Origin of the sequence: Catenulispora sp. GAS73, assembly GCF_041262085.1 — a bacterium.
GTDB lineage: Bacteria > Actinomycetota > Actinomycetes > Streptomycetales > Catenulisporaceae > Catenulispora.
In genome coordinates this window covers 234,844-259,719 of the sequence record NZ_JBGCCM010000002.1, presented here as the reverse complement: position 1 = coordinate 259,719, position 24,876 = coordinate 234,844, and the positions used below count along the sequence as shown (strand labels likewise).

General features: G+C 67.6%; 23 protein-coding genes, 1 tRNA gene and 1 pseudogene. 22 read left to right on the top strand and 3 right to left on the bottom strand.

Translation table 11 applies throughout. The features are described from left to right. Positions 1–85 precede the first annotated feature (85 nt). The 11 genes from ABH935_RS03650 (at position 86) to ABH935_RS03600 (ending at position 11,126) form a co-directional block, all read left to right on the top strand. Positions 86–697, top strand: coding sequence for a response regulator transcription factor (locus ABH935_RS03650; protein ID WP_012785233.1), 612 nt, complete (start codon positions 86–88; stop codon positions 695–697). 167 nt (positions 698–864) lie between these two features. After that, entirely contained in the window at positions 865–2,361 is a 1,497-nt protein-coding gene (gene guaB, locus ABH935_RS03645; RefSeq protein ID WP_370376331.1) for an IMP dehydrogenase, read from the top strand. 78 nt (positions 2,362–2,439) lie between these two features. Then, the gene (locus tag ABH935_RS03640; protein ID WP_370376330.1) at positions 2,440–3,549 is read left to right on the top strand and encodes a GuaB3 family IMP dehydrogenase-related protein; all 1,110 of its coding nucleotides are present in this window, start codon (positions 2,440–2,442) and stop codon (positions 3,547–3,549) included. A gap of 130 nt (positions 3,550–3,679) precedes the next feature. Continuing rightward, positions 3,680–5,389, top strand: a complete 1,710-nt coding sequence (locus ABH935_RS03635) for a glycerol-3-phosphate dehydrogenase/oxidase (RefSeq protein ID WP_370376329.1) — start codon at positions 3,680–3,682, stop codon at positions 5,387–5,389. A gap of 85 nt (positions 5,390–5,474) precedes the next feature. Beyond that, a complete protein-coding gene (locus ABH935_RS03630) occupies positions 5,475–5,963 on the top strand; it encodes a glutathione peroxidase (protein ID WP_370376328.1) in 489 nt (162 codons plus the stop codon). A 44-nt stretch (positions 5,964–6,007) separates the two neighbouring features. Next, positions 6,008–6,982, top strand: coding sequence for an oxidoreductase (locus ABH935_RS03625; protein WP_370376327.1), 975 nt, complete (start codon positions 6,008–6,010; stop codon positions 6,980–6,982). A gap of 123 nt (positions 6,983–7,105) precedes the next feature. Further along, on the top strand, positions 7,106–7,615 hold the full coding sequence (locus ABH935_RS03620; protein ID WP_370376326.1) for a hypothetical protein: 510 nt from the start codon (positions 7,106–7,108) through the stop codon (positions 7,613–7,615). Positions 7,616–7,830: 215 nt separating this feature from the next. After that, a complete protein-coding gene (locus tag ABH935_RS03615; RefSeq protein ID WP_370376325.1) occupies positions 7,831–9,483 on the top strand; it encodes a succinic semialdehyde dehydrogenase in 1,653 nt (550 codons plus the stop codon). A gap of 191 nt (positions 9,484–9,674) precedes the next feature. Continuing rightward, entirely contained in the window at positions 9,675–10,043 is a 369-nt protein-coding gene (locus ABH935_RS03610; protein ID WP_370376324.1) for a WXG100 family type VII secretion target, read from the top strand. Between the two features lie 13 nt (positions 10,044–10,056). Continuing rightward, a complete protein-coding gene (locus tag ABH935_RS03605; protein ID WP_370376323.1) occupies positions 10,057–10,353 on the top strand; it encodes a WXG100 family type VII secretion target in 297 nt (98 codons plus the stop codon). A gap of 317 nt (positions 10,354–10,670) precedes the next feature. Then, positions 10,671–11,126, top strand: coding sequence for a chorismate mutase (locus ABH935_RS03600; protein WP_370376322.1), 456 nt, complete (start codon positions 10,671–10,673; stop codon positions 11,124–11,126). Positions 11,127–11,449: 323 nt separating this feature from the next. On the opposite strand, the gene ABH935_RS03595 is transcribed toward ABH935_RS03600, so the two are convergent. Further along, complete coding sequence (locus ABH935_RS03595) at positions 11,450–11,884, bottom strand: hypothetical protein (RefSeq protein WP_194917767.1); 435 nt, start codon at positions 11,882–11,884, stop codon at positions 11,450–11,452. 229 nt (positions 11,885–12,113) lie between these two features. On the opposite strand from ABH935_RS03595, the gene ABH935_RS03590 reads away from it, so the two are divergent. From ABH935_RS03590 to ABH935_RS03580, 3 genes are all read left to right on the top strand, one after another. Continuing rightward, positions 12,114–12,689, top strand: coding sequence for a PaaI family thioesterase (locus tag ABH935_RS03590; protein WP_370376321.1), 576 nt, complete (start codon positions 12,114–12,116; stop codon positions 12,687–12,689). Positions 12,690–12,765: 76 nt separating this feature from the next. Beyond that, positions 12,766–12,837: transfer RNA gene (locus tag ABH935_RS03585), tRNA-Arg, on the top strand. A 373-nt stretch (positions 12,838–13,210) separates the two neighbouring features. Beyond that, entirely contained in the window at positions 13,211–13,414 is a 204-nt protein-coding gene (locus ABH935_RS03580; protein WP_370376320.1) for a hypothetical protein, read from the top strand. A 312-nt stretch (positions 13,415–13,726) separates the two neighbouring features. Here ABH935_RS03580 and ABH935_RS03575 read toward each other — a convergent pair. Next, positions 13,727–13,999, bottom strand: a pseudogene (locus ABH935_RS03575) (recombinase family protein); the annotation flags it as partial. Between ABH935_RS03575 and ABH935_RS03570 the strand changes: the two are divergent. Then, positions 13,937–14,839, top strand: coding sequence for a hypothetical protein (locus tag ABH935_RS03570; RefSeq protein ID WP_370376319.1), 903 nt, complete (start codon positions 13,937–13,939; stop codon positions 14,837–14,839). The pseudogene ABH935_RS03575 and the gene ABH935_RS03570 overlap by 63 nt on opposite strands. 13 nt (positions 14,840–14,852) lie before the next feature. On the opposite strand, the gene ABH935_RS03565 is transcribed toward ABH935_RS03570, so the two are convergent. Next, a complete protein-coding gene (locus ABH935_RS03565) occupies positions 14,853–15,503 on the bottom strand; it encodes a DNA methyltransferase (RefSeq protein WP_370376318.1) in 651 nt (216 codons plus the stop codon). A gap of 393 nt (positions 15,504–15,896) precedes the next feature. Between ABH935_RS03565 and ABH935_RS03560 the strand changes: the two genes are divergently transcribed. The 7 genes from ABH935_RS03560 (at position 15,897) to ABH935_RS03530 (ending at position 24,827) form a co-directional block, all read left to right on the top strand. Continuing rightward, complete coding sequence (locus tag ABH935_RS03560; protein ID WP_370376317.1) at positions 15,897–16,775, top strand: hypothetical protein; 879 nt, start codon at positions 15,897–15,899, stop codon at positions 16,773–16,775. A gap of 26 nt (positions 16,776–16,801) precedes the next feature. Then, on the top strand, positions 16,802–17,200 hold the full coding sequence (locus tag ABH935_RS03555; RefSeq protein ID WP_370376316.1) for a pilin: 399 nt from the start codon (positions 16,802–16,804) through the stop codon (positions 17,198–17,200). 6 nt (positions 17,201–17,206) lie between these two features. After that, positions 17,207–18,835, top strand: coding sequence for a conjugal transfer protein TrbL family protein (locus tag ABH935_RS03550; protein WP_370376315.1), 1,629 nt, complete (start codon positions 17,207–17,209; stop codon positions 18,833–18,835). Further along, entirely contained in the window at positions 18,816–19,727 is a 912-nt protein-coding gene (locus ABH935_RS03545; protein WP_370376314.1) for a PrgI family protein, read from the top strand. Before ABH935_RS03550 ends, ABH935_RS03545 begins: the two co-directional genes overlap by 20 nt. An 80-nt stretch (positions 19,728–19,807) precedes the next feature. Further along, on the top strand, positions 19,808–21,496 hold the full coding sequence (locus tag ABH935_RS03540) for a VirB4 family type IV secretion system protein (RefSeq protein ID WP_370376313.1): 1,689 nt from the start codon (positions 19,808–19,810) through the stop codon (positions 21,494–21,496). Positions 21,497–22,197: 701 nt separating this feature from the next. Then, positions 22,198–24,000, top strand: a complete 1,803-nt coding sequence (locus ABH935_RS03535; protein WP_370376312.1) for a TraM recognition domain-containing protein — start codon at positions 22,198–22,200, stop codon at positions 23,998–24,000. Continuing rightward, positions 23,997–24,827, top strand: coding sequence for a replication-relaxation family protein (locus ABH935_RS03530; protein WP_370376311.1), 831 nt, complete (start codon positions 23,997–23,999; stop codon positions 24,825–24,827). The genes ABH935_RS03535 and ABH935_RS03530 overlap by 4 nt, the downstream gene beginning before the upstream one ends. Positions 24,828–24,876 lie beyond the last annotated feature (49 nt).

Sequence of the window (24,876 nt, the reverse complement as noted above, 5' to 3'; positions counted from 1 at the left end):
AAGCGGCGCGAACCATCGACTACGGGGACCTGTCCGCCATAAGCTCAATAGGTGTCACAACCTCACGAATGTGGAGGCTTGACCAATGACGTCCATCCTAGTCTGCGACGACTCCCCGCTGGCCCGGGAGACGCTGCGACGCGCCGTGGCGACCGTGCCCGGCGTCGACAAGGTCACCACCGCCAACAGCGGCGAGGAAGTGCTGCGCCGGTGGACTGCCGACCGCTCCGACCTGGTCCTGATGGACGTGCGGATGCCGGGCCTGGGCGGTGTGGAGACCGTGCGCCGGCTGCTGTCCAACGACCCCAACGCCCGCGTGATCATGCTGACCATGGCCGAGGACCTGGACGGCGTGGCGCTCGCGGTGGCCACCGGTGCCCGCGGCTACCTGCACAAGGACGCCTCCCGCGCCGAGCTGCGCGCCACCGTCAGCCAGGCGCTGGCCGACCCGACCTGGCGGCTGGCCCCGCGCCGGCTGCGCCCGGCCGAGATCGGCGCCGTCCCGACCCTGACCGCGCGCGAGATCCAGGTGCTGGAGGGCATGAGCCACGGCCGCTCCAACGCCGAGATCGGCCGCGACCTGTTCCTCTCGGAAGACACGGTGAAGACCCATGCGCGCAGGCTGTTCAAGAAGCTCGGCGCCTCGGACCGCGCGCACGCTGTGGCGCTCGGGTTCCGCTGGGGCCTGGTCCGCTGAGGCCGGACCGGCCGGTACCGCGGCCGCCGTCCCCGGCGGGGGGTACGGCGCCTGGTGCCGGTGTGATTCCGAGCACGCCGGAGGCGATCATCCGTTGATCGGTTTGGTCGGGCCGGATTCCTGGGGGAAGATTGCTTATCGGTCCCCCTTGACATTCGGATGGTGACATGTCTGACGCCGGCCTGCCCGCCAAGTTCGCGACTCTCGGCCTGACCTACGACGACGTCCTGCTGGTGCCGGCCTACTCCGAAGTGGTGCCCACCGAGCTGAACACCGGGACCCGGCTGTCGCGCAACATCACCTTGAACGTGCCGCTGATCTCGGCGGCCATGGACACCGTCACCGAGGCGCGCATGGCCATCGCCATGGCCCGCCAGGGCGGCGTCGGCGTCCTGCACCGCAACCTGTCGATCGAGGCCCAGGCCGCGCAGGTGGACCTGGTCAAGCGCTCCGAGTCGGGCATGGTCACCCAGCCGGTGACCGTCGCGCCGGAGGCCACCTTGGCCGAGGTGGACGAGCTGTGCGCCAAGTACCGCATCTCCGGCCTGCCGGTGACCGCCACCGACGGCACCCTGCTGGGCATCATCACCAACCGCGACCTGCGCTTCGAGACGGACTCCTCGCGCCGGGTGGCCGATGTCATGACGCGCATGCCGCTGGTGACCGGCCCGGCCGGGATAAGCGGCGAGGACGCGATGAAGCTCCTGGCCAAGCACAAGATCGAGAAGCTGCCGCTGGTCACCGAGGACGGCAAGCTGTCCGGCCTGATCACCGTCAAGGACTTCGACAAGAGCGAGAAGTACCCGCTGGCCACCAAGGACGAGAACGGCCGGCTGCGCGTCGGCGCGGCGATCGGCTTCCTCGGCGACTCCTTCGAGCGCGCCCAGGCCCTGATGCAGGCCGGCGTCGACTTCCTGGTCATCGACAGCGCGCACGGCCACTCCAAGGTCGAGCTGGACATGATCGCCAAGGTCAAGGCCGAGGCCCCGCACATCGACGTGATCGCCGGCAACGTGGTCACCGCCGCCGGCGGCCGGGCGTTGATCGACGCCGGCGCCGACGCGATCAAGGTCGGCGTGGGCCCGGGCTCCATCTGCACTACGCGCGTAGTGGCCGGAGTCGGCATGCCTCAGGTGACCGCGGTCTATGAGGTCGCCGAGGCGGCCAGGGAGCACGGCGTCCCGGTGATCGCCGACGGCGGCCTGCAGTACTCCGGCGACATCGGCAAGGCCATCGCCGCCGGTGCCGACTCGGTGATGCTCGGCTCGCTGCTGGCCGGCTGCGAGGAGTCGCCCGGCGAGCTGCTGTTCATCAACGGCAAGCAGTTCAAGTCCTACCGCGGTATGGGCTCGCTCGGTGCTATGCAGTCCCGCGGAGAGAACAAGTCCTACTCCAAGGACCGCTACTTCCAGGGCGACGTGGAGTCCGACGAGAAGCTGATCGCCGAGGGCATCGAGGGCCAGGTGCCTTACCGCGGCCCGCTGGCGTCGGTGGTGCTGCAGCTGATCGGCGGCCTGCGCCAGTCGATGCTCTACTGCGGTGCGCACACCATCCCGCAGTTGCAGGACGCGCAGTTGGTCCGGATCACCGCCGCAGGCCTGCGCGAGAGCCATCCGCACGACATCCAGATGACGGTCGAGGCGCCGAACTACTCCAAGCGCTGACCACATAGAGCACTCCACGGCCCGACGCTGTAGCGTCGGGCCGTAAGTACGTCCGCAACAAGAGTTGAGGTATTCCAGGTGACCGAGGTCGAGATCGGGCGGGCCAAGCGTGGCCGCCGTGCCTACGGGTTCGACGATGTGGCGGTCGTCCCGTCACGCCGTACCCGGGACCCCGAAGAGGTCTCCATCGCCTGGCAGATCGACGCCTACCGGTTCGACACTCCGTTCATGGCCGCGCCGATGGACAGCGTCGTGTCCCCGGCGACCGCGATCCAGATCGGCAAGCTCGGCGGCCTGGGCGTCCTCAACCTCGAAGGCCTGTGGACCCGCTACGAGAACCCTGAGCCGCTTCTCCAGGAGATCGCGGACCTCCCCGCAGAGAGCTCCACGAAGCGTCTGCAGGAGATCTACAGCGCGCCGGTCCAGCCGGAGCTGATCTCCGCACGCATCAAGGAGATCCGCGCCGCGGGGGTCACCGTCGCGGGCGCACTGTCGCCGCAACTCACAGCGGAGTTCCACTCCGTAGCCGTCTCCGCAGGGCTGGACATGTTGGTCATCCGCGGGACCACGGTGTCCGCCGAGCACGTGTCGGCCAACGCCGAGCCGCTGAACCTCAAGCAGTTCATCTACGAGCTCGACATCCCGGTCGTCGTCGGCGGCTGCGCGACCTACCAGGCGGCCCTGCACCTGATGCGCGCCGGCGCGGCGGGCATCCTGGTCGGCTTCGGCGGCGGCTCAACCCAGACCACCCGCGACGTCCTCGGCATCGCCGTGCCGATGGCCTCCGCGGTCTCCGACGTGGCCGCCGCGCGCCGCGACTACCTGGACGAGTCCGGCGGCCGCTATGTGCACGTCGTCGCGGACGGCGCCATGGGCGTCTCCGGCGACATCACCAAGGCGATCGCCTGTGGCGCCGACGCCGTGATGATCGGCTCGCCGCTGGCCCGTGCCGCCGAGGCTCCGGGGCGAGGCTTCCACTGGGGTGCGGAGGCGCACCACGCATCCGTTCCGCGCGGGCACCGTACTGCGGTCGGCACTGTGGGGACTTTGGAGGAGATCCTGGTCGGCCCCTCCTCCTCTCCGGACGGCACGATGAACCTCGCCGGGGCACTGCGCCGAGCGATGGGAACCTGCGGCTACACCGAGCTCAAGGGTTTCCAGCGCGTCGAGGTCACTGTCGCGACCTGAGTCGCCCCTGCTCCCGGCCCTAGAGAGCGAACGCTTAAGCGAACCCCTCGGCGACCCTTGTGATCGGCTTCACGGGTGACGTGCCACATGTGATCGCGTGCAGTGCCCACTATTAGGGCAGGCTTATAGCGTGCGTAGTCTGCGGTTGGGTCCAGTAGAGCGGGAGGCGGCACTGTCCGCCATGGCCGAGCGCGAGCTCGATGTCGTGGTCGTGGGCGGTGGCGTCGTGGGTACCGGGACGGCGTTGGACGCCGCGACCCGGGGTCTGAGCGTGGGGTTGCTGGAGGCGCGGGACTGGGCGTCAGGGACGTCCTCCCGTTCCTCCAAACTCATCCACGGCGGTCTCCGTTATCTGGAGATGCTCGATTTCGGTTTGGTCCGCGAGGCGCTGAAGGAGCGCGGCCTGCTGCTGGAGCGGCTGGCCCCGCACCTGGTGCGTCCCGTGCCGTTCCTGTACCCGTTGACGGGCCGTGCGTGGGAACGCGTATACGCGGGTTCCGGCGTGGCGCTCTACGACGGGATGGCGACGTCGTCGAGCCACGGCAGAGGTCTGCCTCTACACCGCCAGCTGACGCGCCGAGCCGCCCTGCGCATCGCGCCGGCGCTTAAGCGTTCCTCGCTCGTCGGTGCGATCCAGTACTACGACGCACAGGTGGACGACGCGCGCTACGTCACCTTCCTCGCGCGTACGGCAGCGAGCTACGGCGCCCACGTGGCCTCCCGGGCCCGCGTCACCGGCTTCCTACGCGAAGGGGAGCGCGTCACCGGCGTCATCGTCAAGGACCTGGAGACCGGCAACACGCAGGAGATCCGCGCCAAGCAAGTGGTGAACGCGACCGGCGTGTGGACCGATGAGACACAGGCCCTGGTGGGGGAGCGCGGACGCTTCCATGTGCGTGCCTCCAAGGGCATCCACCTGGTCGTCCCCAAGGACCGCATCCAGTCCGCGACCGGACTCATCCTGCGCACTGAGAAGTCCGTGCTCTTCGTCATCCCGTGGGGACGGCACTGGATCATCGGGACGACCGACACAGACTGGACACTCGACAAGGCGCACCCCGCAGCCTCGCAGACGGACATCCAGTACCTGTTGGACCATGTGAACTCGGTCCTTAACGTTCCCCTGTCGCGGGCCGACGTAGAGGGCGTCTACGCAGGACTCCGTCCGCTCCTGGCCGGAGAATCCGACGAGACCTCGAAGCTGTCCCGGGAGCACGTCGTCGCGCACGTCGTCCCAGGCCTCGTCGTGGTCGCCGGCGGCAAGTACACGACCTACCGCGTGATGGCCGAGGACGCCGTGAACGCGGCCGTCCACGGCCTCGGCGGGGGCGTTCCCGCCTCGGTCACCGAGGACGTGCCGCTGCTCGGTGCAGACGGCTACAAGGCGCTGTGGAACAACCGCGGACGCATCGCCGAACGCAGCGGACTGCACGTCGCGCGCGTGGAGCACCTGCTGCGCCGCTACGGCTCGCTGATCGACGAGGTCCTGGACCTCACCGCCGAGAAGCCGGAGTTGGCCGAGCCCCTGCCCGGCGCGGAGGACTACCTCAAGGCGGAGGTCGTATATGCGGCCGCCGCAGAGGGTGCGCTGCACCTGGACGACGTCCTGGCCCGCCGCCTGCGCGTCTCCATCGAGACCTTCGACCGCGGTGTCAGTGCTGCCGAACCCACCGCGCGCCTCATCGCTCCGGTGCTGGGATGGACCGAGGAGCAGATCAAGCGTGAGGTCGAGCACTACGTGGCGCGCGTCGCCGCGGAGCGGGAGTCCCAGGAGCAGCCGGACGACGCCACCGCGGATGCAGCGCGGCTTGGCGCGCCGGACATCGTCCCGGTGATGTAGCCCGCGCTATAGAGATTCCCGAGGGATTCCCGGACAGATGGAGCCGTCCGGGAATCCCTTCGAGCCCGCGTGCTTTGATACCGGCATGAGCCTCTACGACATCCCGATCAACACCCTCGACGGCAAGCCGGCCTCCCTGAAGGACTACCAGGGCAAGGCCGTCCTCCTCGTCAACGTCGCCTCCCGCTGTGGCCTCACGCCTCAGTACGAGGGCCTGGAGCGCCTCCACGAGCGCTACGCGGACCGCGGTTTCACTGTCCTCGGCGTTCCCTGCAACCAGTTCGGGGGCCAGGAGCCCGGCACCTCTGAGGAGATCCAGGAGTTCTGCTCCGCGACTTATGGCGTGACCTTCCCGCTCACGGAGAAGATCGAAGTCAACGGCGATGACCGTCACGCCCTTTACACCGAGCTCACGAAGACGACCGACGCAGAGGGCAACAACGGCGACATCCAGTGGAACTTTGAAAAGTTCCTGATCAGTTCTGACGGCTCCGTCCTCAAGCGGTTCCGTCCGCGCACCGAGCCGGAGGCCCCGGAAGTGGTCGAAGCCATCGAAGCGGCGCTCCCGGCCTAGTGACGGGTAGTGACAGGCGCCGCTGATCACGCCAGGATGGCGCTATGCCGCATTGGACTCCGGAGGAAATGCCGGATCTGACGGGGCGAGTCGCCATGGTCACGGGGGCCAGTAGCGGTATCGGGTTCCAGACAGCGTTGGAACTCGCGCGTCACGGAGCCCGGACCCTGCTCGCCGTCCGTGATCCGGAAAAAGGAGAGTCCGCGCGGGAGCGGATCGCCGCGGTGATCCCCTCCGCGCGTGGACTCGTCGAGGTCGTCCACGTCGACCTGGCGAGTCTGGACTCGATCGAGGACGCCGCCGCCGACCTGGCCGACCGCACGGCGGCGGTGGACATCCTGGTGAACAACGCGGGCGTGATGGTGCCGGACGGCAGCACCACCGCCGACGGGTTCGAGCTCCAGTTCGGGACCAACCACCTGGGCCACTTCGCGCTCACCGGCCGCCTGCTGCCGTTGTTGCTGGCCGCCGAGTCCGCGCGGATCGTCACGGTCTCCAGCCTCACCCACCGCAGAGCGCGGCCGATCTGGGACTTCGAACCGGCCACGGCGAACGCTAAGGAGTTCTACACAGAGGCCGAGTGGCACCGTCACCGTGTCTCTGCGTATGGCCGCTCCAAGCTCGCCAATCTGCTCTTCACGCGGGAGTTGGACCGTAAGGCGAAGCGCGCGCGGGTTTCCTTAGCCAGCGTCGCCGCGCATCCCGGCTATGCGGCGACCGGCCTGTTCGTGAAGACCTCCTTCAGCCGCCACCACCGTGTCGTCTCCGGCCTGTCGAACCTGGTGACCAGAGCGACTGGCCAGAGTGCTGCAACCGGCGCGTGGCCCTCTCTATACGCCGCCACGCATGTGGACCTCTTCGGTGGCGAGTACATCGGACCGCGCGGACCCGGGGAGATGCGTGGCGCGCCTGCCCCGGCCGCTATGAGCCTGATCGCCCAAGACGAATCCGTCGCCGCCATCTTGTGGGACCAGTCTGTCGCCGCCACTGGAGTGGGGTACGAGGAGCTGTCCCGCTGACCGGTCTGATGGTCCGGTGATGATCCGGTGCCGGCTCAAAAGATCCGCGAAAAAGGTGGGAACCGTCGTGCGAGTCGCTGCGTCCAAATGCCAGTGACAGTGTCGGCTAGGAGATGGAGCACAATGAAGCCCCTGGTGAAGACCGTGGCGACCACCGCCGTCGTGCTGGCGGGGCTCGCCGGGTGCGCCTCCCGTAGCTCGGGAGGCTCCAGCACGTCGGCAGCCGGCGCGGGGAGTGGCGGCTCTTCAACGTCGTCCTCCTCGTCCGCGGGCCAGACGTCGAGCACCTCCCCTTCGAGCACCGGCCAGACCGGCTCGCCGAACCCCTCGAACCCTTCGGGCCCCGCCACGGTGAAGTATGTCCCGCTGCAGGGCCTGTCGCTGCAGAAGGACGGCGTCACTCTGGTCACCGAGGTGAACTGGGGCGGGTGCAACGAACAGCCCACGCTCGTGATCAAGAGCCAGGACGCCTCCAAGGTCGTCATCGAGGAGAAGACCGTCTCGCACTACCGCGTCGGCGTCATGTGCCCCGACTTCTCCCGCGACGGCCAGGCCAGCGTGAAGCTCGACGCACCGCTGGGCTCGCGCCAGGTGATCGACGGCGTCAAGAACGTGGCCATCAGCGTCAGCTGAGGTCCGGCCCCCGAGCGTCGGGCCCCTTCCGTAGTGCCTGGGACAACGGAGGGGGCCCGACGTGCTTCCCGGAGCACGAACGCCTATAGCGGACAACGCTATGTGTCCGTCTGTAGGTCTCCCGTACGTCTCCCGTGTAGGACCCGTGCCAAGCGGTCTCCACATGTTGCTATGCATGGCTGACACCGGCGGGTTTTTCTGGGAGGCTCATCGCCATGACCGCCGACACCATCGACCCCGGCAACGGCATATCCGAGGACGCTCAGGACGTTCCGGCCGGCGCCGGTCCCCAGCAGGCCACCCGCCTCGACAGCATCCACTCCCGACTGTCCGCCGACCTGGTCGAGCGGCTCATCGGAAAGGTGGCCATCCACGGGGCGGTGGGCGGTCGAACGCAGTCCTACAGTCCGCTGACCGGTGAGCTCATCGCCGACTACCCCGCCAGCGCCCCGCAGGACGTGCGCGCCGCCTTCGCCAAGGCCCGGGCTGCGCAGCAGGAGTGGGGAAGCACGCACCTCTCGCACCGGACCGCAGTCGCCCGCCGCCTGCACGACCTGCTCCTGGAGCGCTCCGACCAGCTGCTCGACCTGGTGCAGATCGAGACCGGCAAGGCCCGCAAGCACGCAATGGACGAGATCCTGTCGGCGGCTACGGCGACCCGGCACTATGCGTACGCCTCCCGCGGATACATACGCAGCAAGCGTCGCCGCGGCGTCCTGCCCGTCCTGACGAAGGTCACCGAGAACCGCATCCCCAAGGGCGTCGTCGGCATCATCACGCCGTGGAACTATCCGCTGGCGCTCGCCGTCTCCGACGTCATACCGGCACTCATCGCGGGCAACGCAGTGGTGCACAAGCCGGACACGCAGACAGCGCTCACCGGGCTGCGCCTGCGTGAGCTGGCCGTACAGGCCGGGTTGCCGGAGGACCTGTGGCAGGTGGTCGTCGGCGACGGTCCGGTGGTCGGGCCTGCGGTGATCGCAGACGCTGACTACGTCGCCTTCACCGGTTCCACTGCTACCGGCCGCACAGTGGCACAGGCTGCGGCCTCCCGACTGATCGGTTGCTCGCTGGAGCTCGGCGGTAAGAACGCCATGCTCGTGCTCGATGACGCCGACATCGATAAGGCAGTGTCTGGAGCGGTACGCGGCTGCTTCTCCTCTGCAGGGCAGCTCTGCATATCTATAGAGCGCATATACGTGCACTACACCAAGTACGACGAGTTTCTGTCGCGGTTCCTTACAGAGGTCCGCGCTATGCGTCTGGGATCCGGTCTCGACTACACGGCGGACATGGGCTCGCTGACCAACACCAAGCAGCTTGAGAACGTGACGCTGCATGTGGAGGACGCAAAGGCGAAGGGCGCCAAGGTACTCGCCGGAGGACGCCGCCGTGCGGAGGTCGGCCCGCTGTTCTACGAGCCGACAGTGCTCGGAGACGTTAAGAACACCATGCGCGTCTATGGCGAGGAGACCTTCGGGCCGGTGGTGTCCGTGTACTCCTTCAAGAACGAAGGCGAAGCCATAGCGGACGCCAACAACACGCCCTATGGCCTGAACGCCTCTATGTGGACGCGCGACCATAAGCGTGCCCGCGAGATAGCGCGCCAGCTGCACGCCGGCACCGTGAACGTCAACGAGGCCTACGCCGCGGCCTGGGGGTCGGTCGACTCGCCGATGGGCGGCATGGGCCAGTCGGGCCTCGGGCGGCGGCACGGCGCCGAGGGCATCCTGCGCTTCACCGAGGCCCAGACCGCGGCCCGCCAGCGGCTGCTGCCGATCGCGCCCTGGTTCGGGATGTCGGAGCAGCGGTGGGGCACGCTGATGCTGCGTTCGCTGAAGCTTCTCAAGGTGCTGCGGATGAAGTAGCTGTTCGTGGATCGGCTGTCTCGCGAAGCGGTGCTTCGTGGGGCGGCCGTTCCGCAGAACGGGTGACGCCGCGACCGTTTGGTTCCGATTGTCGGTGCCGGGGGCTACGGTGGTGATCTGACGTCACCCAAGGTCACCGACCGCCTCCTCTGTGACGTCACCGCATCGCACCAGAGGGGATGGTGATCCGCATGACGGAACCCGCCTCGTCCGCCTTCGTTCCCGCACCCGGCGGCGCGGCGTCCGGGGGGCCGGCTCAGTTCGGCGCGACCCTGGACGTCATGGCTCAGGCCGCCGCGCACGTCGGCACGGTCAACGAGGAGATCGCCGCGCTGCTGGCCACGCTGCTGGCCCAGCTGGAGCCGATCGCCTCGACCTGGAAGGGCGCCGCCTCCGGTGCGTTCCAGAACCTGCACCAGCGCTGGAACGCCGACGCCCGCAAGCTCAACGCCGCGCTCGGCGGGATCGCCGAGTCCCTGTCCGGCACCCACCGCCGCTACTCGGCGGCTGAGGAGTCGAACACTACCGCCGTCAACCGCGTCGCCGGCCTGATCGGCTGAGGGGAGACTCGCGATGAGCTACGGAGGCGAGCTGCTCGTCCACGCCGAGACGCTGTCCTCGGCGTCGCAGAACGTGGCGGCGGCGCACAACGAGCTGAACAGCAAGCTGCACGATCTGCGGACCCTGCTGCAACCTCTGACGCAGACCTGGAGCGGCCAGGCGGCCGCGGACTACCAGGAACGACAGCGGCAGTGGGACCAGGCACAGGCGGATCTGAACGAGGTGCTGCAGCAGATCGGGAAGGTGCTGGAGGTCGCGCAGCAGCAGTACGGGGATGCCGAGCGAGCGAACATCGACGTGTGGGCTTAGGCGGCGCGCAGCGGCCTGTCGCGCGGCGTCACGGTGCGGCGTGCCGTCGGGCGTGCCGTGGGCGTCACCGTCGGCCGTCCGGGTCCGCATCACAAGACCGGCTGGACCGGAACGCGGACGCCGTGGCACGATGGCGCCATGCTTGCGAACCGCCGATTTTTTTATGGCTATGGACCTGGGTCCCTAGTCATCGTCGGCTGCTGAGCAGAACCAAGCCAACGAGCGCCTCGGACCCCTTCCGGTTCGGGGCGCTCGCCTTTGGTTCGGGGGCTGCCGGACCGGTGGGAGACCGGGCCGAGCCCGAGGAGCCCCGTCACATGACCGCCAGCGCCACCGCCAGCACCACCGCCGACTCCACGTCCGCCGGATCCACCGACTCTGCCGACCTCGCCGCGCCGGGGGAGTCCCTGGTGCCCGTATCTGTCCCTGTCCCTGGCCATGCAGCGGCCTCGCTGTCGGTTTCCGCCTCGGGCGGCTCCAGCGGCTCCGGTTCCAGCGGTTCCGGCGGCTCCGAGCACGTCGGCCAACCCACGCCGGCCGGCGTCCGGTCCGGCCGTACCCAGATCGATGACCTCGACGCCCGCATCCTCGCCCTGATCACCGAGCGCATCAGCACCGCCGCCGACATCCAGACCGCACGCATCGCGGAAGGCGGTCGTCGGCTGGACCTCAAGCGCGAGACCGAGATCATCGCCCGCTACCGGCAGGCGCTCGGCCGGCCCGGCGTGACGGTTGCGATGGCGGTCCTGGAATTGTGTCGAGGACGCGTCTGAGGTGGGCTTGAGGTATGCGTGGGATGCGTGTGGGGAGGGCCCGGGGCGCTGCGGGGCGCGTCGTGGGTGCCTTCCCCGAAAGCCCCACGAACCTTGTTCGCGAGCCGTAACCGCCGGGTCGCCGGATCGTTGAACCGCTCGAATCACCGGTGCGGATCGCGGAGCCCGGTCGGCGCTCCACGCTCATGCGCCCGACCGGTGAAGGCGATGTGGGACACCTCGCCGGTGCCAGTGGTCCACCGCAGGGGACAGCGGGCCGGCCACCAGGGAAAACGGCGGCTGCCCCGGGGACGCCCGGGACAGCCGCCGCAGCACCGCGTGAATCAGACGGTGTACTTCTCGACGATCTTGCCCAGCTTCGGCAGCGCCTTCTCGATGTTGTCGACGCCCTTCGGACGGACCTGCTCGTACGCCTTGCGCAGCGTCGCGCGGTCCGACTGCGCGGCCCGGTCGTCCGTCACACCCAGCAGCGCGTTCGACACCTCCGGCCCCCTCCCGGCCAGGTAGTCGCCGAACGACCCGCCACCGGCGGAAACGAAGTCCTCGTGGAACGGCTCCAGCCGCGCCACGAAGTCGTCGACCAGGGTGTCCACGGCATCCAGGATGATGCCGGACTTGAACGCGGTGACGACCTTGTAGGCGCCCTTCACCACCAGCCCCGAGTCCTTGACCTGCTCATCGATGAGCTGCACGCAGTCCTTCACGACCTGCGGGCGGTTGGTCGGATTGAGGAGGCTCTCCTGCAGAGTCTGTCCCATTGTTTATGTCCTCGAACGCGGTAGAGGGACGACCGCAACGGACCGGACGCACGGCCCGGGGCCCGACGTGCGGCCGAGTAGTGAGCGCTTAGGTTACCGTAACGCGCCCGGCCGCCAAGACGCGTTCCGCCACCTCGCCCTCAGATGTCTGAGACCCGGCCCCCACCCCCGCAACCCCGGAAAAACCCCACCCGCCCAACCCCACCACGCCCAAGCGCCCCCCTATCGTGTGACCGTGAGCACCCCGCAACCCCCGGCACCCCTGACCCCCGCCGAAGCAGCCGAAATCCTCGCCGAAAACTTCGCCCCCTGGATCCAAGCCCTCAACCTCAAAGTCGAGAAAACAACCCCCACCACCACAACCCTCCGCCTCCCCTGGATCCAAGCCCTCAACCTCAAAGTCGAGAAAACAACCCCCACCACCACAACCCTCCGCCTCCCCTGGAGCCAAGACCTCGCCCGCGAAGGCGGCACCCTCTGCGGCCAAGCCCTGATGGCAGCAGCCGACACAGCAACAGTCCTGGCCATCACCGCAGCCCGCGGCACCTTCTGCCCCATGACGACCGTCCAACAGAACACCACATTCCAGCGCCCGATCAAGGAAGCAGACGTCCTGATCACGGCCCACGTAACGAAGCTCGGCCGCACCCTGGCCTTCACGGACATCACGATGACCCCGGCACCGCCGACCGGCGAGGGAGCGGGCGAGGCGGAGGCAGAGCTGGCGGCGGGGACGGAGCAGAAAGAGGTACAGCTGGCCCCACCGGCAGCACACGCCACGACCGTGTACGCGCTCCTCGGCTGACCATCCGGCCCCGCCGCACCCACCAAAACAGTGGCGCAACCCCCACCGCGGACCTGATATCGTTTCTACGTCCCGAGCCCCCGTAGCTCAGGGGATAGAGCACCGCCCTCCGGAGGCGGGTGCGTAGGTTCGAATCCTACCGGGGGCACCGTCCAGATGGGCACGGACGAGGCATTTTCCTCGGTCGTGTCCATTTTTGCGTTGTTAACCTCTGAAATCAGAGGTGCCTCAAAATCTGTGGCCGCTGTGGCCGCAAGGAGCTTCTGTAGCTTCGGAAGCGTGCCAGCCGTGATCGTCACTGTGCAGTCCGCGCGGTTCTTCGCCTTGTCGAAACTGATCTTCAAACGGAACATCTCGAACAGCTTGCGCCGCAGGCCGTCGTTCATTGCGACGAGATCGATCGTGCCGATGGGTAGTCCGCGGATCAGGGTTGGATCCGTCAACGGGCGCCTTGTCTCATTCAGCTGCGTCAGCTTGGCGGCCAGTGCTGTCCGTTCTGCGCCCAGCTCGGCGACCCGTGCTTGGATGTCGCGGACGAACGCCTGGTCACCGTCGTCGGCCAGTTCCAGGGCTCGGATCTGGCGCGCACGACGGCTGTCGACGTCGGCGATGCTCTTTTCGAGGGCGGTGGTGCGCTGTTCCTGCTCGGCCGCCAGTACTTCCTCATGCCGGTCCATCAGCGCGTACAGCAAAGACTCGCGCTCCTCACCGAAGATGCGGGCTAGGAAGAAGCGGTTGATCCCGTCCAACAGCGGTTGCTCGCGGACGTACAACGTGGGCGGGTGGTCGTCAGGCCGGTGCTCGCGATCGGGGATGCAGGCGTAGTAGGAGTTGCCGTGGCGGACCTTTCCGAACATCGCGCGCTCGCACTCGGCGCAGTAGATGAACGATCGCAGGGGGTATGAGCGTGTGGTGTCGGGGTGTGAGTTGTCCCCGCTGGTCGCCCTTGATCTGGAAGTGCGCTGACTTACTCCGCCGGCCTGCGTGAACAGCTCGACGTTGACGATCGCCGGGTGTGTCGGTTCGGGGGACCAGACCCATTGGTCCGGCGCGTTGTAGCGGCCGGCCGCGCTCTTGGTCGCCCGACGGTTCCACACCATGTGGCCGGTGTACTTGGGGTTGTTGATGATGTCTCGTACCGACGATGGGGTCCAGCGTCCGAGCGCGCGTGCCGGATCCGGCGGCACTGGTGGCGGGTAGAGGATGAGGTCTGCATTCAGGCGGGCCGCGATCGCTTTGTAGCCGAGATGTTCCAGCGCCCGCCACTCGAAGATCCGCTGGACGACGAATGCCCTGGTCGGATCGATCATCAGCCTGGATTTGCTCTTTCCCTCTGCGCGGCGTGCCGGTACTGGATGCGGGATCTTGTCAGCGGCATATCCGTACGGCGGCTGGCCGACGTTGAAGCCCTGCCGGGTGTGTTCCTCGAAGCCGCCCCACGCCTTCTCCAGCATGTCCAGCACGTACCACTCAGCTACGCCCTGCTTCACTCGGCGCGTGAGAATCTGTGTGGCGCTCTGTGCAGATCGCCCGCTCAGCACGATCGGCTCGTCCGAGGCCAACAAGGGAATCCCGGCACGCTCCAGCCGATGCTCGATGAGCGTGCCGTAGTACGTCCGGCGGGCGATGCGATCTACGCTCTCACAGATCACCGCATCGAATCTGGCCAGCCCGCCTTCGGCTTCGGCGAGCAGGTCCTGGATACCGCCGTCGCGCGGTACGGGGATGTTCAGGTGCTCGTGGCCTCGGCCTTTGCCCCGATCGGTGAGATCTTTCCGGCCGGACTCGACATCGTAGAAGTACGCGACGATCACAGCTCCGTCGGGCAGGGCGTTCTCACAGTTGCGGAGCTGGCGCGGGATCGAGATGGTCGGGTCTTGCTGGTCCTCGGTCGATGTCCGGGCGAGCAGCGCGACGCGGATGTTGAGGCTTGGAGCTGGCCCAGGTGTTGTCGTCGGCGTGATCCCCGCCTGCTTCAGCCATCCTGGCGGGGGCCCGCCGCTCGTCGATTTTCCTCCGAAGACACCCATTCCAGTACCTCCATCACGATCTTTGCCTGCTCGATCCGCAGTGAATCTGCAAGGTCGCCGGTCACGATTTCCACGTGGAAGACGACCTGCGGCGAATCGGCTCTCTTGAACAGATCTTGACCGTAGGTTGTGTTCATCGATCCAGGCCACCGATGTCGATCTGATTAGCCCTCTCCGGGATCGTCGGTCCCGTATCCGGTCGATCGAATAGCAAGAGGCTGACGGCTGTGTTATAGGCGGTCTGGCGGTCAACCAGCGTGAATCCGACAGCGGTGAAGACTTCTTCGATCGCCCAGGGGATGTCGACGCTGGGGGCCGGCCAGCAGATGACGCCATAAAGGCTCTGAGCGGATGTGACCTGAGCGCAGCGAGACACGGCCGAGACCGAGCCCGCGATGAACTCGGCGATGTTTGAAGCGGTGCCCTTATCGTCGCCACGCAGGGTCGTTCCGGTTTGAGGCGCCGTCAGCACCATCGAGGCCTGGTGAGGGCGGACCTCGTCCGCCAGCATCCTGACGAGCGTGTCGACACTGCCCTTCACCACCGCCGCGAATCCTCCGCGACCTGAATCCGTGGCCCGCTCGATGCGGGTTCGCGCCATGTCCACCCAGTAGGGCTCATGTTCGACGCCGATGGCCATGCGGCCGGCGCGTACGGCCTCGACCAGGATGTCGCCTGAGCCGCAGATCGGGTCGAGGAGCAGGCCTTCTTTTTCGGTGTACGTGGTGATGGCGTGCTGCGCGAGTTCGGCGACGGAGCGTTGGTGGTTGGCATGCGGTCGCATATGCAGTTGTCCTTCGGAGAGTGGTGGGTGGTGTTCCGATCACTGCCGAAGTCCGGTTTCACGCCGTGAAACTGTCCGGCGCTTGCGCCGTTTCACTCCACTGGCCGCGCGCGGCTGCGTGAAATGAGCGTGAAAACCATCGCGAAAGCATGATCATCGATCTGATGTGGCGCCGTGGATGGCGTGGCGTAGACCGGCAGAACGAGTGAATCTCGTGCGGCGCGAGTTGACGGGCTCCCAAGCTCTCGACTGCGGGTCGTCAACGTGAAACGTCCAGGTCTACGTGATCTGGTTACGTTTCGCTGCTTGGCCGTCATCGGCCTGGCACCAGGCCGCGATGCGTAGGTAATACACGATGCGCGGTCGCTCTTGCCACTTTCTCGCGATAGATATTTGACCGCCGTGGTCGTAGCTGGAAAGGCAATCAACTTTCCGGCGACCACGGAGGTCAATGAAATGACGGGTAACACCGCTCTTGCGTCTGCATCGCGCGAATTCGATTCGCTGGTGGCGCTTCCGGTTCTCTTGGGCGGACGCTCATTCGGGGAAGATCGGGATCTGCGTCTCGACGAGGTCAAGGAACTTCTTCTCTCGCGCGCCACATCTCCTGCGATTCGCGATCTGATCTGGCGCGAGATCGTCAACAATGCACGTTCGGGTGACGGGATCTGGACTACGGTCGCGCTCGGCATGGCCGTGCCCGGTCTTGCAAATCTGGCGAAGCAGTTCGCCCGTGATTACGTCGACACGAGCTACGAGGACTTGTGCGCGGAGGTCGTGACGGCCTTCTTGGAAGCGCTGCGTACGGTCGATGTCGACCGGCCGGCGATTCTGACGCGGGCGTACTGGTCGACGTATCGCGCCGTCCGTCGGTCGGCGTACGCCGAGGTCCTTGCAGCCAGGGCCGTCGCAGCCGCGGCGACTGAAGCCCGCGTCGTGCCGGACGGCGGCCATCCGGACCTCGTTCTGATCAGGCTCGTCGGGGAGAGCGTCATCACCGATGCGGAGGCGAGCCTGATCTCTGCTGTGCGCCTGGACCGGCGGTCCCTGGGGGACGTCGCCGAGCTGCTGGGGATCAGCACGAACGCGGTCCTGCTGCGCCTGCGCAAGGCCGAGATGCGCGTCGCAGCCCATCTGACCGGCACCGCGGCGTGCTCTCGGAAGGCGTTCAAGCAGGGCCGAAAGAGTGAAGCCGTCGGCGGCCCGGACAGTTTCGGGGCACCTGACCGGACTTCCGTGGTCGAGGAGCCGCCAGGGATCCTCGCCGCCTGAGGCGGATCCGACGAAGGACGTTTTCAATGACTTCGAACCTCGCACCCCGTCCGCGCTCACCCCGACGGCCACCGAGCGCGGCGGTCTATCACCGACGTCGCGCGGTGCTGCTGCTGTTCGTCTCGGTCCTGCTGCTGGTCTTCGCTGCGACTCGCGCTCCGGCGGCGACCGCAGACCCGCATCCGGCCGTGATGGATCTGTCGAAGGTCGCGGACAACATCACCGGCTGGGTCGTCGGGATCCTCGCGGCGGTGGCGACGATGTTCCTCACGATCGGTGGGCTGCGCTATGTGATGGCGGGTGGCGATGCCGGTGAAGTCGAGAAGGCGAAGTCGTCGCTGAAGTCTGCGATGTATGGATACGGCCTCGCGATGCTGGCGCCGGCCGTTGTGCAGGTGTTGCAGACCATCGTCACGAAGAGCTGATCGACCGTGCCGGTGATCACGGCCAGCGTGCACAGCCTGGTCCGTTTCACGGTCCTGGCCGTGGTCGTGCTGGGGATGGTCGTGGGGCTTGGCGCAGGAGCCGCGTTCGCGGAGCCGGCGCCGAGCCCGCCTGTCCCATCTCCTGCGGTGCCGTCGCCGCTGCCCGGGATCTACGGCCCCGGCTTCACCCCGGACTCCTCGGTGCCGCCGCCGACTGGTCCGCTGCCGGGCCAGGATGCGCCGGGACCGCAGGACCCTGGCTTCTTCGACATCCCGGGCCAGATCGAGAAGGCGATCGACACCTGGTTCGGAAACCTGGTCAAGCAGGCCCTGGAACCTGTCCTGAAGCTGCTTGGGAGCACGCTGCTGGCGTCACCGAACCTCACCGACGGCCGGGTCAGACAAATCTGGGAGGGCGTGCTCGTCACGACGAACGTCGTCTACGTCCTCTTCGTACTGGCCGGAGCCCTGATCGTCATGGGCCACGACACCGTCCAGTCCCGCTACAGCCTCAAGGAGATCGTTCCACGCCTGGTAATCGGTGTGATCGCCTCCAACGCCTCGCTGTGGTTGATCAATCAGCTGATCGGTGTCGCGAACGCGTTGTCGGCGGCGCTGATGGCCGGCCCCGTCTCCGCAGAGGGTGTCGGCAACGTGCTGACTTCGACCTTGATGGACAATGTGCTGCTGTTCGGCGCGGGCAACCTGTTCATGGTGCTCATCGGCTTGGCAATCGCCGTGCTGGGCGTCGCGCTGCTGATCACGTACCTGCTCCGGTCGGCCACGCTCGTCGTGTTGACCGCCGGTGCACCGCTGGCCTTCGCGTTTCACGCGCTGCCCCAGACCGAGGGCGTAGCCAAGCTCTGGTGGCGGGCGCTCTTCGGATGCGGCGCGATCCAGGTCCTGCAAGCACTCGTCCTGGACACGAGCATCCAGATCTTCTTCGATCCGCAGGCGACGAACGTCATCGGGCTCCCGACCGGCGGTGGCCTCGTCGATCTGCTGGTGTGTCTGTGCCTGTTCGTCGTGCTGCTGAAGATCCCCGGCTGGGTGCAGCGAGTCGTGATGGGACGCTCGCCCTTTCACCCGAGCATGGCCGGCAGCATGGCCCGAGCCTTCATCTACTACAAGACCTGGGGCCTGCTACGGGGCGGTGGCATCCGGATGCCACGACGGAGCAGCAGTACGGGTGGTCCCCGACGTTCCGGGCCACCTCCAGGCGGCGCGATCACGCCGATGCGCGGGCCGCGTCCCGGTGGCGGGGGTGGCGGGCTCGGGGGTTGGCGTCCGCGCCCGCCGACGATGACCGCCACTCAGGAGCCACCGCCTCCTGGCTCGCCGCCGCCGAGTCCTTCGCGCGGTCCGCGCCCGCCGGGGCCTGCTCCGCTGCCGCCGCCCGGCCCGGTCCGCCGCCCGCTGGCTCTGCCGCCCGGCCGCAGCGCGCGGCTGGACCAGCGGCACCGGGCCACGGTCGCGAACCCCCCGCGCCACGGCGAGCAGACCGCCCTGTTCTCGGCTCCTGAATCCCCGCCGCGTCCTCGACCGCCGGAGGCGCCGACCCCACCGACTTCGCCGAAGCCGCCGAGCCCGCCGACACCGCAAGGAACTCGAACCCGTGGCAGACCACCTCGATGACGACGCGATCCCGATCGTCCGCATCCCGGCCGACGTCGACCAGCCCGACAAGATCGTGGCCGGGCTCACTGCCCGCCAGCTCGCGGTACTCGGCACGACCACCTTGGTGCTTTGGCTCGGCTATCAGGCCTGCTGCCACCTCGTGCCGCCGATTCCGTACCTGTTGGCTTCGGCCCCGGTCCTGCTCGGCACCGCCGTCGCCGTCACGATGAAGCGCGACGGTGTACCGCTGGACCGCCTACTCGGCGCCTGGGTCAGGTACAAGCGGACGTCGCCTCGGCAGGTTTTGGCGCCAGAGGGGCTTCCCGAGGTGCCCAAGCGCCTGGCGAAGTCGCCTCGCACTCGGCCGGCGCCGTTCGTCTCGCCAGTACGCGAAGTAGCCGAGGCCGGAGTGCTGGACCTCGGTTCCGACGGCGTCAGCGCCCTGGCCCGGTGTTCGATGGTGAACCTCTCTCTGCGGTCGCCGCGCGAGCAGAGCGTCCTGCTGGCCGGGTTCGCTCGCTGGCTCAACAGTCTGACCGGCCGGACCGCCATCAACGTGCGGAGCCGACCAGCTGACCTGTCCGGGGTCTGTGACTCGCTACTGAATCAGGCTGCCGGCCTTCAGAACGAGGCCCTGCGTGCCGCTGCCTCCGAGCACGCGAACTTCATCGCCCATCTCGTCGCCGACGAGCAGCTACTGACACGCGAAGTGATCGTCGCCGTGCACGAGCCTTCCAAGGCCGCGGCGTCCCGTCTCCACCGTCGGCTTGAAGACGCTGATTCGCTGCTTGGCTGCGCTGATATCGCCGTGGACCCACTGCCCGAGTCCGCAGCCACTGCCTTGATCAACGACGCATACAACCCGGCTCCGGCAGGGCTGCGCGACATGGCCTGGGAGGAAGTCCTGTGATCCCAAACCCGCTTTCGGCTCGCGGCAGAGGTGCCTCCTCATGGTTCGGCCCGTCGAGCTTGGCGATCGAGCCGCGGAGGTTGAGCATCGGAGACGGCTTCGCGACGAGCTTCGCCGTCGCCGACTACCCGGCCGACGTCATGCCGGGCTGGCTCGACCCGCTCACCTCCTACGCGGGCCGCCTCGACCTGGCGCTCCACATCGAACCGGTTCCGTCGGGCGAGGCCGCCGACCGCCTGCGCCGTCAACGAGCCCGGCTGGAATCGACCCGTCGCCGCGGCTTCGAACGAGCGTCGCTCGACGATCCCGACCTGGAATCCGCTGCCGCCGACGCGCGAGAACTCGCTTACCGGGTCTCCTCCGGGTCGGGGAAGTTGTTCCGCGTCGGGATCTACCTGACCGTGCACGCGGGCAGCGCGACGGAGCTGGAGGTCGAGGCTGCTCGCGTCCGGGCCGTGGCCGACAGCATGCTGCTCAAGCTCGTTCCCCTGACCTACCGCGCCATGGAAGGCTGGTGCGCGACCCTGCCGCTCGGGATCGACACCGTTCTCCTGCGCAGAACCTTCGACACAGAAGCCCTCGCTACCTGCTTCCCCTTCGCGTCCACCGACCTGCCGCTGCCCCGCGAGACCGACTCGGCAGTCCTCGTCGGCGCCAACGCGACCGGGGCCGGCGTCGTCTTGTGGGACCGCTGGAGTCTGCCCAACTTCAACTCCGTGACCCTCGCGTCGTCCGGGGCAGGCAAGTCGTACGCGACGAAGCTGGACGTACTGCGCTCCCTCTATCGCGGCGTCCGGGTCTTGGTCGTCGACCCTGAAGACGAATACGACCGAGTCGCGGCAGCCGTCGGCGGCACACGCATCGCGCTCGGCCTCGACGGCGTTCGCATCAACCCTTTCGACCTCCCACCAGCCGCCGCCCGCACCCCCGACGCGCTGAAGCGGCGGGCGCTGTTCGCGCAGACTGTCGTCGCCGTCCTCCTAGGAACATCGCTCTCGGCCGACGAGCGCGCGGCTCTCGACGCAGCAGTCCTCGACGCGTACGCGGCCAAGGGAATCACCGACGATCCAGCGACGCACGACTTGCTGGCCCCGACCCTCGCCGACGTTGTCGAAGCGCTCCGGACTGCAGAACCCGCGGCCGCCATCTCGCTCGCCGAGCGATTGACTCCGCACACCCGCGGCTCCTTCGGCGGCCTGTTCAACGGCCCGACGACCGTCGAGACCGGCAGCCACCTCACCGTGTTCGCGCTCCGTCACCTGCCGGACGAGCTGCGTGCAGCCGGCATTCTGCTGACCCTCGATGTCATCTGGCGTGAAGTCTCCGACCTGAACCGCAGCATGCGGCGCCTGGTCGTGGTCGACGAGGCATGGCAGCTCATGGCCGTGCCTGACGGCGCGCGGTTCCTGTTCCGCATGGCCAAGTCCGCACGCAAGTACTGGGCCGGCCTCGCAGTGGTGTCGCAGGACGTCGGAGACTTCCTCAACACCGACCTCGGCATGGCCGTTGTGGCGAACGCAGCCACGCAGATCCTTCTGCGTCAGGCGCCACAGTCCATCGACCACGTGGCCAGTGCCTTCCGGCTGTCGGCGGGGGAGCGGAGCTTCGTCCTGACGGCGTCCCGGGGCCAGGGACTCGTGATGTCCGGGACCACGCGAGCGGCTTTTACCGCCGTTGCTTCACCCTTTGAACACCGCCTCGTGACGACTGATCCCGAAGAGGTTGCTGCACTCGGCCGTGTGGCGAGCGGCGATGAGGAGGCCCTTTGAGCTCCGTGAGCGATCCGCTGGGCCAACTCTTGGCACGCGTCGAGCACCTCAGGTCCGTTGGCTCGGTCTACGCCGCTGGCTGGTGGCCACAGGCCACTGCGGCACTCGGTTCCGGAGCTACGGCATCAACCGCCGGCCGGCACTGGGCCTGCCGACTTCGGATCCGCGCCCAACTACGCGAGGCCAGGCTGATCCGGATCCTGCTGCCAGCCTCCGTCGATCAGCACTCCGGCACGGCGTTCTGGGCGAACCTGCACGGCCTGGTGCGTCCGCCACGGCGCCGGATCTGGCCAGGACAGCCCCATCTGTCGTTCGAGTACTCGTTCAGCTCCGCCGGCGTGCACATCCAAATGTGGGTTCCGGGCAGCGTTCCTCCCAGCATGATCGAGCGAGCGATCGAAGCGGCCTGGCCCGGCGCGCAGACTGAGACCGTGCTGTCGGCGGGTGCCCCTGTCCCGAGCCAGCCGCAGCTGGTCCGGGCGGTCGGCGGCCGTCTTCGTCTTGCCCGGCAAGAGATCCACCCGCTACAGGACCGGTATTCGAGCGACCCGCTGCGGGCGCTTCTCGGCGCATGCGCCGATCTCGGGACACGCGAGCACGCCGCCGTTCAGGTCTTGGCACGACCCGCCGCCGGCCGTCGGCTTCGGAGGTTCCGCAGTGCCTTGCGCTCCTTTCGGAAGGCGCCGACTTCGCGGAATTCGGTGAAGACCACCCTGTTCGATCTGACGACGCCGGGGCTGCGAGGTAAGACGACCACGGTCCGCGCCGATCTGGAGCACTCTGCAGAGCTCCGTGCCGCGATGGCCAAGAGCGTGGGACCGCTGTGGGAGACAGTCGTCTACTACGTGGTCACGACGACGGCTCCGGCCTCCACGACAGCTGCTGAGCGGCGTTCGGATGTCGGCCGACTACGAGGCCTTGCGCACGCGATCGCCTCGTCCTACGCCGTCCACGCCGAACGCAACTGGTGGGCGCGCAAGCCCATGCCCGGCCTCGTTCGAGCCGTCACCGAGCGCCGCTTCGTCCGCGGAGACCTGCTCAATCTGACCGAGCTGGCAGCGATCGCGCATCTGCCGTTCGACCCTGACGCACCAGGCATCAGCCGAGCCGGCGCGAGGTCGGTCCCGGTCCCGCCTGCAATCCCTGGTCCGTCGTCGATGGCGAAGCCACTCGGTCGGTCCGACGCGGGCGGCGCACGCCAGATCGGTCTCGGCGTCGCGGAGGCGCGGCAGCATCTGCACATCGTCGGCAAGACCGGCTGCGGCAAGTCGTCCCTGCTGGCGAATCTGGCGCTGGCCGATGTCGAGGCCGGTCGCGGAGCCGTCGTCATCGATCCGAAGGGCGATCTGGTGAGGGCTGTGCTGGAACGGCTTCCGGAGCGGGCCGTTGGGCGCACCGTGCTCATCGATCCGGAGTACGACGGAATCCGGCCCACGATGAACGTCCTGCGCGTGGAGAACAACCATGAGATTCCATTGGTCGTCGACAACCTCGTGGGCATCTTCCACAAGATTTATGGTGCGTACTGGGGCCCGCGCACCGACGACATCCTTCGCTCGACTGCACTGACGCTCCTCAAGAGCCGGAGTCCAGGTCACCCGCCGACATTGATGGACATCCCGGCCCTTCTGACCGCTGGCGACGCTGCCCGCTCGGCCATCACGTCCCGAGTCCAGGACCCGATGCTCGGCAGCTTCTGGGACTGGTACTCGCAGCTCTCTGACGGAGCCCGGGCGCAGGTCATCGGGCCGTTGATGAACAAGCTGCGGGCCTTCCTGCTGCGCGACTTCGTGAGGCAGACCGTTGCCGCGCCGACGTCGAACTTCGACATGGCGAAGGTTCTGAACGGCGGCGTCCTGCTTGTCCGGATCCCGAAGGGCGTCCTCGGCGACGAAACCACAAGGCTGCTCGGCTCGTTGGCCGTGGCTGGCGTGTGGCAGAAGGTTCAGGCTCGGGCGCGGCAACTGGAAGCCGATCGTGCGGACAGTGCGCTCTACCTCGACGAGGGGCAGAACTTCTTGACGCTGGCCCATCCGTTGGAGGACATGTTCGCCGAGGCCCGCGCCTACCGCCTCTCGATCACCTTCGCGCATCAGAACCTCGGCCAGCTCTCGACCGAGCTTCGCGAGACCTTGTCGGCGAATGCTCGGACGAAGGTCTACTTCAACGCCTCACCCGAGGACTCGCGGTTGATGGAGCGGCACACAGTCCCGACGCTCACTGCCTACGACCTGTCCAATCTCGGGGAGTTCCAGGCAGCTGCCCGATTGGTGACCGGCGGACAGGAATCCCGAGCCTTCACCTTCAGGACCGCGCCGCTCTCGGAGGCAGTTCCCGGCAGGGCCGAAGCCGTCCTGGCAGCTGCCGCCGCGCAGTGGCCGGCGGCAGCGAAGACTCCGACGCCTCGACTCGTTGCCGACCCCCGCACGCCACGCGGCCTCGACGACACGCTCGAACTCGACCTCGATCCCGAATCGCTTCGTCAGGCAGGTGGTTCAGCATGAAGATCAACCAACGGGCCGAGCTCGCCGCTGCGAACAGGCTCACTGAACGTGATCGCCAGATTCTGCACCTGCTCGGACAGCACCAGGTGCTCACCACCCACCAGATCACCCACGCCTTCTTCGAGAACTCACGGGTCGCCCGTCGACGCATTCAGGTTCTCCACGGAGTTGGCCTGCTGGACTGCTTCCGGCCCCCGCTGCAGGTCGGGACCAACCCGAAGCACTGTGTCCTGACTGCGCTCGGGGCTCAAGCTGTCGCGAGTTTCGATCAGGAGTGGGGCCTGGTACCGCCACGTGCCGTCTTGGCGGAGAAGATCGCACTGCGGCCCGACCTCAAGCATCTCGTTGGCGTGAATGGCGTCTTCTGCAGCTTGCTCGGCGCCGCGCGCGAAACTCGTGAGGCGAGCCTGGACCTGTGGCTGTCCGAACGGGCGTGTGCGAAAGCCTGGGGAACCTACGTCCGCCCCGACGGGTTCGGCCGGTGGCGCGAAGGCACACGCAGCGTCGACTTCTTCCTCGAATACGACACCGGCGTCGAGAACAGCGCCCAGATCCTCGCCAAGCTCCCCGGCTATGAAGCCATGACCGCCGCAACCGGCATCAGCACACCGGTCCTGTTCTGGCTCCACTCCTCTCGCCGCGAACAAGGGCTGCATCACCGTCTGGCCCGCGCGGGATCGCCTGTCCCGATTGCCACGGCAAGCGGTGACTCGACAGCGGCTGCCCCTGCGAATGTCGTTTGGCGGCGCGTCGGCGCCGCTGCTGATGATCCTGTCCGTCTCATCGACCTCGCTGGCGGTGCCGCCAGCTCCGGGGGACGTCTGTGACGGCAGGACGTATCGCGGTGGGAGCTTCGGCCGCGCTGCTCCTTCTGGT

Excerpts from the sequence above, each read along its gene's own strand:
- ABH935_RS03650 (WP_012785233.1), top strand. The coding sequence starts at position 86 with ATGACGTCCATCCTAGTCTGCGACGACTCCCCGCTGGCCCGGGAGACG.
- guaB (WP_370376331.1), top strand. The coding sequence starts at position 865 with ATGTCTGACGCCGGCCTGCCCGCCAAGTTCGCGACTCTCGGCCTGACC.
- ABH935_RS03630 (WP_370376328.1), top strand. The coding sequence starts at position 5,475 with ATGAGCCTCTACGACATCCCGATCAACACCCTCGACGGCAAGCCGGCC.
- ABH935_RS03625 (WP_370376327.1), top strand. The coding sequence starts at position 6,008 with ATGCCGCATTGGACTCCGGAGGAAATGCCGGATCTGACGGGGCGAGTC.
- ABH935_RS03620 (WP_370376326.1), top strand. The coding sequence starts at position 7,106 with ATGAAGCCCCTGGTGAAGACCGTGGCGACCACCGCCGTCGTGCTGGCG.
- ABH935_RS03615 (WP_370376325.1), top strand. The coding sequence starts at position 7,831 with ATGACCGCCGACACCATCGACCCCGGCAACGGCATATCCGAGGACGCT.
- ABH935_RS03610 (WP_370376324.1), top strand. The coding sequence starts at position 9,675 with ATGACGGAACCCGCCTCGTCCGCCTTCGTTCCCGCACCCGGCGGCGCG.
- ABH935_RS03605 (WP_370376323.1), top strand. The coding sequence starts at position 10,057 with ATGAGCTACGGAGGCGAGCTGCTCGTCCACGCCGAGACGCTGTCCTCG.
- ABH935_RS03600 (WP_370376322.1), top strand. The coding sequence starts at position 10,671 with ATGACCGCCAGCGCCACCGCCAGCACCACCGCCGACTCCACGTCCGCC.
- ABH935_RS03595 (WP_194917767.1), bottom strand. The coding sequence starts at position 11,884 with ATGGGACAGACTCTGCAGGAGAGCCTCCTCAATCCGACCAACCGCCCG.
- ABH935_RS03570 (WP_370376319.1), top strand. The coding sequence starts at position 13,937 with ATGTTCCAGCGCCCGCCACTCGAAGATCCGCTGGACGACGAATGCCCT.
- ABH935_RS03565 (WP_370376318.1), bottom strand. The coding sequence starts at position 15,503 with ATGCGACCGCATGCCAACCACCAACGCTCCGTCGCCGAACTCGCGCAG.
- ABH935_RS03555 (WP_370376316.1), top strand. The coding sequence starts at position 16,802 with ATGACTTCGAACCTCGCACCCCGTCCGCGCTCACCCCGACGGCCACCG.
- ABH935_RS03530 (WP_370376311.1), top strand. The coding sequence starts at position 23,997 with ATGAAGATCAACCAACGGGCCGAGCTCGCCGCTGCGAACAGGCTCACT.